8 protein-coding genes are annotated in these 9062 nt (G+C 29.1%); all 8 read left to right on the top strand.

Annotated elements, in window-relative coordinates:
- Positions 1 to 891 precede the first annotated feature (891 nt).
- The 8 genes from HMPREF2782_RS05370 to murI all read left to right on the top strand — a co-directional run bounded on the left by HMPREF2782_RS05370 (position 892) and on the right by murI (position 8801).
- A complete protein-coding gene (locus HMPREF2782_RS05370) occupies positions 892 to 2028 on the top strand; it encodes an acyl-CoA dehydrogenase (protein WP_019118130.1) in 1137 nt (378 codons plus the stop codon).
- 30 nt (positions 2029 to 2058) lie between these two features.
- A complete protein-coding gene (locus tag HMPREF2782_RS05365) occupies positions 2059 to 2871 on the top strand; it encodes an electron transfer flavoprotein subunit beta/FixA family protein (protein ID WP_019118129.1) in 813 nt (270 codons plus the stop codon).
- 10 nt (positions 2872 to 2881) lie between these two features.
- Positions 2882 to 3886, top strand: coding sequence for an electron transfer flavoprotein subunit alpha/FixB family protein (locus tag HMPREF2782_RS05360; protein ID WP_070641393.1), 1005 nt, complete (start codon positions 2882 to 2884; stop codon positions 3884 to 3886).
- A 152-nt stretch (positions 3887 to 4038) separates the two neighbouring features.
- On the top strand, positions 4039 to 5376 hold the full coding sequence (locus HMPREF2782_RS05355) for an acetyl-CoA hydrolase/transferase C-terminal domain-containing protein (RefSeq protein WP_070641392.1): 1338 nt from the start codon (positions 4039 to 4041) through the stop codon (positions 5374 to 5376).
- A 112-nt stretch (positions 5377 to 5488) separates the two neighbouring features.
- Positions 5489 to 6331 carry a 3-hydroxybutyryl-CoA dehydrogenase gene (locus HMPREF2782_RS05350; protein ID WP_070641391.1) on the top strand — a complete coding sequence of 281 codons (843 nt, stop codon included), beginning with the start codon at positions 5489 to 5491 and terminating at the stop codon, positions 6329 to 6331.
- Positions 6332 to 6533: 202 nt separating this feature from the next.
- The gene (gene tnpA, locus HMPREF2782_RS05345) at positions 6534 to 7004 is read left to right on the top strand and encodes an IS200/IS605 family transposase (protein WP_070641390.1); all 471 of its coding nucleotides are present in this window, start codon (positions 6534 to 6536) and stop codon (positions 7002 to 7004) included.
- A 212-nt stretch (positions 7005 to 7216) separates the two neighbouring features.
- The gene (gene ispE, locus HMPREF2782_RS05340) at positions 7217 to 8059 is read left to right on the top strand and encodes a 4-(cytidine 5'-diphospho)-2-C-methyl-D-erythritol kinase (protein WP_070641389.1); all 843 of its coding nucleotides are present in this window, start codon (positions 7217 to 7219) and stop codon (positions 8057 to 8059) included.
- A complete protein-coding gene (gene murI / locus HMPREF2782_RS05335; RefSeq protein WP_070641388.1) occupies positions 8052 to 8801 on the top strand; it encodes a glutamate racemase in 750 nt (249 codons plus the stop codon). Before ispE ends, murI begins: the two co-directional genes overlap by 8 nt.
- The last annotated feature ends 261 nt before the right edge of the window (positions 8802 to 9062 follow it).

Here is a 9062-nt window from a genome sequence, read left to right as displayed (position 1 = left end):
CTGATTTATTAGTGGGTTTGTCGACGCTCTGATATAATTAACTAAGTAACTTAATTAATTATATATCAATTATAACATGAAAAAATCGAATGGAAAAGTTTTCCTTTAATTAAATATAAATATCAATGATAAATAAATTTATAATTTAAAATTAGAAATTATTTTAAAGGTCTTAGAAATTCAAAAATCAAATTTTCTAAGAGCAAATAAGAAATCGACTAAAATAAAAATAGAAAGTGAAAAATTTTAATTTTTAAATTTGAAAATTTTTAAAATCAAGACATCTAAATATATTAGCTTTTTAATAATAAACAAAATAGATTCGGATTAAATGAAATTTTTTTATCTTAAATTTAAGCATAAAAAATATTTTTCATTCTTAAAATTTAAAAACTGATTTATAAAATAAAATATATAGTTAAAATTTGTAAATATATTGATAAAGATTTGACAGATAGACTGATTGTGATATTATTATAATGTAGGTAAATGTTTTTTTGGGAAATCTTTTTACTATATTATATAAAGAAATAAAAAATAAAGAAATAAAATTTAGCAAAAATATTTAATTAAATTTTAAATTCCATATAATAATACACTAAGTTTTGTTTTTTGATTTTTAGTTTTAGAATTGTAAATTATATAAAAAATGATAAAGTGAGATAATTTTAATTTATAATTTTAATTTATATAATAAAAGGATAAAGCTAGAAAAAATTTTCCAAAAAAATTTAGGACTCAAAGCTAAAAGCTTGATAAAAAATTGGCTAAAAAGCTTGACAAGTCTAGTTCCGATTGTTAATATAATAACAGAAGTGATAAAAAGTGTTTCTTAATATTATTTTTAAAAATTTAAAAATAATAAATATGGAAAATTATTTAGGAGAAAATATGTATAAATTATCAGAAGATTATGAAGAAATGAGAGAGATGTTCCACGGCTTTGCAGAAAGTGAAGTTAAACCATTAGCTCAAAAAGTAGATGAAGAACATATGTTCCCAGAAGAAACAGTTGCAAAAATGCAAGAATTAGGTTTCTTTGGAATTCCATTTGATGAAGAATTTGGCGGTCAAGGTGCTGACACACTTACATACGTACTTGCAGTTGAAGAACTTTCAAAATATTGTGCATCAACAGGTGTAATTTTATCAGCTCACACATCATTATCAGCTGATTGTATCAATAAATTTGGTAATGATGAACAAAAGAAAAAATATTTAACACCACTTGCAAGTGGAGAAAAATTAGGTGCTTTTGGACTTACAGAACCAAATGCAGGAACCGATGCTTCAGGTCAACAAACAACAGCTAAACTTGATGGAGATGAATATGTACTTAATGGTACAAAAATCTTTATAACAAATGGTGGATATGCTGATATTTATGTAGTATTTGCCATGACAGATAAGTCAAAAGGAAATCACGGAATTTCTGCATTCATAGTTGAAAAAGGAACTAAAGGATTTGATTTTGGTACACTTGAAAACAAAATGGGTATCAACGGTTCATCAACTATGGAATTAATTTTCCAAGATTGTAGAATACCAAAAGAAAATTTACTTGGAGAAGAAGGTAAAGGATTTAAGATTGCTATGGCAACTCTTGATGGTGGAAGAATTGGAATTGCAGCTCAAGCTCTTGGTATTGCAGAAGGCGCTTTAGAAAAAGCTGTTCAATATTCTAAAGAAAGAGAACAATTCGGACGTCCTTTAGCTAAATTCCAAAATACACAATTTAAATTAGCTGAAATGGCTATAGAAATTGAAGCTGCTAGAAATTTAGTTTATAAAGCAGCAAGCTTAAAAGATGCTGGAGAAAATTACTCAGTAGCAGCAGCTATGGCAAAATTAAAAGCTTCAAGAACAGCATCATTCGTTGCTGATAGAGCAGTTCAAATTCTTGGTGGATATGGATATATCAAAGAATATGACGTTGAAAGAATGATGAGAGATGCAAAAATTACAGAAATTTATGAAGGTACTTCAGAAGTAATGTTAATGGTTGTATCAGGAGCTCTTTTAAGATAATAATTAAGAAGATAAATTTAGGAGGAATAAATGAATATTTTTGTATGTGCAAAGCAAGTTCCAGATACTAATGAAATCAAAATAGATCCTGAAACTAATACTCTTATTAGAAAGGGAGTTCCTAGTATCTTAAATACTTATGATGCTTTTGCCCTTGAACAAGCTTTAAGAATAAAAGATAATGATCCAGAAAATGTAAAAATCACAGTTATTTCTATGGGACCACCTCAAGCTGAATCTATGCTTAGAGATACTCTAGCAGTAGGAGCTGACAAAGCTTATTTGGTTACTGATAGAAAATTTGGTGGTTCTGATACACTTGCAACAAGTTATATAATCTCAGAAGCTATAAAAGAAGTAGCTAAAAGAGAAGGAGATTATGACATGATTTTCTGTGGTCTTCAAGCTATAGATGGAGATACAGCACAAGTTGGACCAGAAATTGCTGAACATTTAGATTTGCCACAAGTAACTTATGCTTATACAGCAGAATTAAACGATGAGGGAATCAAAGTTCTTAAAGAAGTTGAAGGAGGAGCTTTAAATATTCAAGCAAAACTTCCAGCTCTTATAACATTTACAAAATATGGCGATGAAGAATTAAGATATCCAAAAATCAAAAATAAAATGAAAGCTAAAAAAGCTACAATAGAACAAATTACTTTTGAAGAACTAAAAGAAAATATTGACGAAACAGCAATAGGACTTAAAGGTTCACCAACAAGAGTTAAAAAATCTTATACACCTGAACATAAGAAATCTGGAGAAATCTACAACGATGAAGATGCTAGCGTTTCTGTAGATAAGTTAATAAATGCTCTTTCTGATGAGAAACTTATTTAGGAGGATATAGATGAGTGAAAATAAAAATCTTTGGGTAATTGTAGAAACAAAAGAAGATGGATCAGCTGTAAATGTTGGACTTGAACTAATGAATCCAGGAAGAAGAATGGCTGATGCTATTGATGAAAAACTTTACGCTATAATTATCGGATCAAATGTTGATAAAGCTAAAGAAGAAGTAAAAGAATACGGTGTAGATGGAATTATTACAGTTGATAATGAAATTTACAAAGAATATAATACAGAAGTTTATGCAGATGCAATAGACCAATTAGTTAAAAAATATAGTCCAAATATAATTTTGATAGGTGCAACAAATCAAGGAAGAGATTTGGGCCCAAGAGTTTCAGCAAGACTTCACACAGGACTTACAGCAGATTGTACAGAACTTGATATTGATGCTGAGAAAAAAGAAGTTAGATGGACAAGACCTGCATTTGGTGGAAACTTAATGGCAATGATTCTTTGCCCAGATCACAGACCACAAATGGGAACTGTAAGACCAGGAGTATTTTCAAAAGAAGCTATTGGTGCAAAAGATGATATCGAAATAATTGATGAAGACATCAAATTTGAAGGTGAAGCTAGAACAAAAATTTTAGATTTCATTCCAAGAGATGAAGGAGATGAAGTTGATTTAGTTGGAGCTGAATTTATAGTTTCTGGTGGACGTGGACTTGGAGATCCTAAAAACTTTGCATTAATAAAAGATTTAGCTGATGCACTTGACGGAACTGTTGGATCAAGCCGTGCTGCTGTAGATGCTGGATGGATTTCACACTCTCACCAAGTAGGACAATCAGGAAAAACTGTAGGACCAAGAGTTTATATAGCTGTAGGAATTTCTGGAGCTATTCAACACTTGGCAGGTATAAATGCTGCTGATAAAGTTATAGCTATAAACAAAGATCCAGATGCTCCAATATTTGGAAGAGCTGATTATGGTATAGTAGGCGACTTATTTGAAGTAGTACCAAAACTTACAGAAGCAATTAAGAATAAAAAAGCAAATTAAGATAAATAAAATTTTTAAATTTGGGTATATCATTATTAGTATCTCAAATTAATTTAAGGATGAGAGAAGTCTCATCCTTAAATTTTTATGGAGATAATTAAAAATTATTCCAATATATAAGTAAAAATATGCGTATTTAATGGGAGGATAACGTGGACTATAATAAATTATATAAGGAAAAACTAATAAGTGCTGAAGATGCAGCAAAATTAGTTAAAGATGGAGATTATGTTGACTACTCTTGGGGAATAATTTCTCCACACGATTTTGATGAAGCATTTGCAAAAGAAATTACTAAGCTCAATGACATCGTTGTCAGAGGAGGAGTAGAATTAGAAAAATTTAAATTATTTGATGCAGATCCAACAAACGAACATTTTGTTTATAACTCTTGGCATTCATTGGGAGCAATTAGAAAATTAGCTGGAGAAGGCAGGGCGTTTTATGCTCCTATAAAATATTCAGAACTTCCAAAATATTATAGAACTTCAATAAAAAAACCAAATGTCTTTGTAACACAAGCGACACCTATGGATGAACACGGCAATTTTAACTTTGGAATTTCTGCATCTCATCTTTACGCTGCAATTGAAAATTCTGATATTGTAATAATAGAAGTAAATAAAAATGTACCAAGAGGACTTGGTGGATATGAAAATTTTGTAAATATTAAAGATGTTGATTATATAATCGAAGGTTCAAATCCAGAAATGGTAGCTTTGGGTAAAGCAAATCCAAGTGATTTGGATAAGGAAGTTGCTAAATATGTAGTTGAAGAATTAGTTGATGGTGCATGTTTACAAATAGGAATTGGTGGACTTCCTACAGCAATTGGAAAAGAAATAGCAAATTCAGATTTAAAAGATTTGGGAGTTCATACAGAAATGTATGTAGATTCTTTTGTTGAATTATCAAAAGCTGGAAAAATTACAGGTAAAAAGAAAAATATTGATAGGGGAAGACAAGTTTATGCCTTTGCAGCTGGTAGCAAAGAATTGTACGATTTTATAGACAATAATGAACAACTTTGTGCAGCTCCAGTAGATTATTGTAATGGAATCGAACAAATTTCTGCTTTGGATAATTTTATGTCAATAAACTCAGCTCTAGAAGTTGATTTGAATGGTATAGTTTCTGCAGAAAGCTCTGGAACAAAACATATTTCAGGTTCAGGTGGAGCTTTAGATTTTATGATTGGCGCTTATAATTCAAAAGGTGGAAAGTCTTTTGTAACTCTACACTCATCAAGAGTAGATAAAAAAGGTGTAAGACATTCTAATATTATTCCAAGATTGATTGAAGGAACACAACCAACAGGTTGTAGGGCAAATACTCATTATGTTGCAACAGAGTTTGGTATGGTTAATCTTAAAGGACAATCTTTATGGGAAAGAACTGAGAAATTAATTTCAATTGCTCATCCAGACTTTAGAGATGAATTGATAAAAGAAGCTGATAAAATGAGAATTTGGAGAAAATCTAATAAATAGTTAAAAAAAAGTCAATATTTCTTGAAAAACTAGGAAAACAATGTTATAATATATATAAGTTATTAATTTAACAAACAAACGAAACTTTTTTAAAACACACAAAGGAGTAAATATGAAAATTGGTGTAATTGGATCAGGAATTATGGGTGGAGGAATTGTAGAAGTAGCTGCAAAATTCCACGAAGTAGTAGTAAGAGATATTAAAGATGAATTCTTAGAAAATGCAAAAGCTAGAATTGAAAAAGATTATGCTAAACAAGTTTCTAAGGGAAGAATGGAAGAAGATGCTAAAGAAAAAGCAATCAAAAACATTTCTTACACAACAGAAGTAAAAGACTTAGCTGATTGTGATATAGTTATAGAAGCTGCTACAGAAAATCCAAAACTTAAAAAAGAAATTTTCAAAGAATTAGATGCAGTAGTTAAAGAAGGGGCAATACTTGCTTCAAATACATCTTCACTTTCAATAACAGATATTGCTGCTTCAACAAATAGACCAGAAAATGTAATAGGAATGCATTTCTTCAATCCAGTTCCAGTTATGAAACTTGTAGAAGTTATTAGAGGACTTCATACAAGCGATGAAACAAATAAAAAAGTATTTGAACTTGCTGAAGAATTTGGAAAACAACCAATAGAAGTAAAAGAAGGCCCAGGATTTGTTGTAAATAGACTTTTAATTCCAATGATTAACGAAGGAATAGGAGTTTTATATGATGGACTTGCAAGCGTTGAAGATATTGATAAGGGAATGCAACTTGGAGCAAACCATCCAATGGGACCTCTAGCATTAGCTGACCTTATAGGACTTGATACATGTCTTGCAATTATGGAAGTATTATTCAATGAATTTGGTGATAGCAAATATCGTCCAAATCCATTATTAAGACAAATGGTAAGAGCAGGAGATCTTGGTAGAAAAACTGGTAAAGGATTCTACGATTACTCTAAATAAATTTAAATTTACAAATAGACTTTGCGAAAGCAAGGTCTATTTTTTATTTGCCACTTAAGTGAGTTGAGCGAACGAAAGAGAGCGAAACAATAAACCACCTGCTATGCAGGTGGAGGGATTTAGCTTTAGCTTCAAGCACCAAGAAAACCTCCTTAAAGTATAATTGTGATAGTCACATGCACAATTAAACAAGGAGGTAATCATGGATAAAAATACTTTATCGCATACAAGCTGGAGATGCAAATATCATATAGTTTTCGCACCAAAATATAGAAGACAAGCAATATATAGACAATTAAGAAAAGATATAGGAAGTATACTTCGAGAACTGTGTTCAAGAAAAAGAATAAAAATAATAGAAGCAGAGCTATGCCCAGACCATGTCCACATGTTGGTAGAAATCCCACCAAAATGTTCAGTATCACAAATAATGGGATATTTAAAAGGAAAAAGTTCGCTGATAATATTTGATAGACACGCCAACCTAAAATATAAATATGGAAATAGACATTTTTGGTGTAGAGGATATTATGTAGATATGGTGGGAAGAAATGAAAAGAAAATAAAAGAATATATACAAAATCAATTAAAAGAAGACTATTACACTGACCAAATAAGTATAAAAGAATACTATGACCCGTTTACGGGAGAGTCAGTAAATAAAAACAAATAAAAAAACTGCTTAAGCAGTAGTTGTGATAGTGGTGCATGTGGTGGAATATTCGACAGCCCCAATAGGGGCGTGCCGGTATTCGCGCCTTATAGGCGCTGTGCAAACTACCAGCTAAGCTGGTAGTTTTGATTTTAATTTTTCGATTTGAAATTTTTTATTTTATATTTTTATTTTACTCAAAATCTTTATGATATAATTGTAGAGAGGTAATTATGGAAAGAAAATGTTATGGAAAAATTAATCTTAGTTTAGACTCTTTGTATAAAAGAGATGATGGTTATCATGAAATTGATACAATTATGACTAGGATTTCTTTATTTGATAAATTAAAAATTGAAAAAAATAATACTAACGAAATTAAAATTAAAACAAATAGCCAAATTTTATCAAAGGAAAATATTGAAAATAATTTGATTTACAAGGCTTGGGCTATATTAAAAGATAGAGTTAAATCATGTGGAGTAGATGTGTTTTTGGAAAAAAATATTCCTATAGCTGCAGGTCTTGCTGGTGGTTCAACAAATTGTGCAGAAATGATTTTGGCTTTAAATGAGCTTTGGAGTTTAAATTTGAGTGATGATGAGATTTTTAAAATTGGGAAAAGTTTAGGAGCTGATATTCCATTTTTCTTTTTGAAAAAATCTGCAAGAGCCCAAGGAATCGGAGAAATTTTATCTCCTTTTGATATAAATTTAGATATGAAAATTCTTTTGGTAAATGATGGGACAAGTATTTCTTCAAATTTTGTATATAAAAGATTAAAAGATTATGGAAATATTGAAACGGAAAAAATAATTGAGGGATTAAAATCTTCTGATAAAAATATTGTAAAATATTTTTCTAATGTGATGGAAGATGTAGTATATGAAAATTTTCCTCATCTTTATAAAATAAAAAATAGACTTGAAAATCTAGGGGCAGCCAAAGCACTTCTTAGTGGTAGTGGTGCAAGTATTTTTGCTGTATTTTTTGATGAAGAAAAAATCAATTATGCATTAAATGAAATAAAAAACGATTATAAATTTGTTGAAAGGGTGAATTTAATAGATGACTAATATTGGTGTATTTGATTCAGGACTTGGAGGACTTACTGTTCTTAAAGAATTGTCTAAAAAACACAAGGCAAATTATTTTTACCTTGGAGATAATAAAAATGTTCCTTATGGAGATAAGTCAAACGAAGAAATAATTGAGCTTTCAAAAAAAATAGTAGAATTTTTATTAAAAAAAGATATTGATTTTTTTGTGATAGCTTGTAATACAATTTCTACAGTTGCAATAGAATATCTTAGAAAAGAATTTGATAAAAAATTTATTTCAATTACAGACCAAGCAATAAAAAAATCCTTAGAATGTGAAGGGGATATTTTTGTAATGGCTACAAAGGCAACGTGCTTACAACATACTTATAAAATTAAAATTGAAAAAATTTCTAATAAAAAAGTTTTTGAAAAATCTTGTCCATTACTTGTTTCCCTTATAGAAAAAGGAATAGTAAATGGAGATGAAGTGGATAAGGCTTTAAAAGATTATTTAGAACTTGCAAATGAGAAAAAAATTGAAAACATTGTTTTAGGTTGTACCCACTATCCTATAGTAGAAGATGAAATTTTTAAAAATTTAAACTACAAGGCAAATATTATTGACCCTGCTAAGGTTTTGGCAAAAAATATAAAATTCGATGAGAACGAAAAAAAATATATAGAAATATATATGACATATGTAAATGAAATTTCTCAAAAAATGACAAATGAAATAATGGGAGAAAAAATTAAAATTCAAAAAGCTACTTTATAGTTAATTAATTTGCTTAAAAAATTCATAATAAAAACTTATAAGCTTTTGTAAAAGAGTAAAAAATTTTATAGAAATGTATTAAAAAAATCGCTAAAATTAAAAAAATTAATTTTTAGCGATTTTTTTCAAATATTTTACAAAAAAAATCATTTATACTATACATATTTTTTTATACTTGTGTTATAATGGAGTTAAGAAAATATTAAAAAGTTTTGTAAAGTCTTTTATTATAAATTGAAATATATTTATATGATTTTATAA

It is taken from the genome of Anaerococcus sp. HMSC068A02 (genome assembly GCF_001811125.1).
GTDB lineage: Bacteria > Bacillota > Clostridia > Tissierellales > Peptoniphilaceae > Anaerococcus > Anaerococcus vaginalis_C.
The sequence above is the reverse complement of the archived record's forward strand: the minus strand, read 5'-3'. Positions and strand labels throughout refer to the sequence as shown.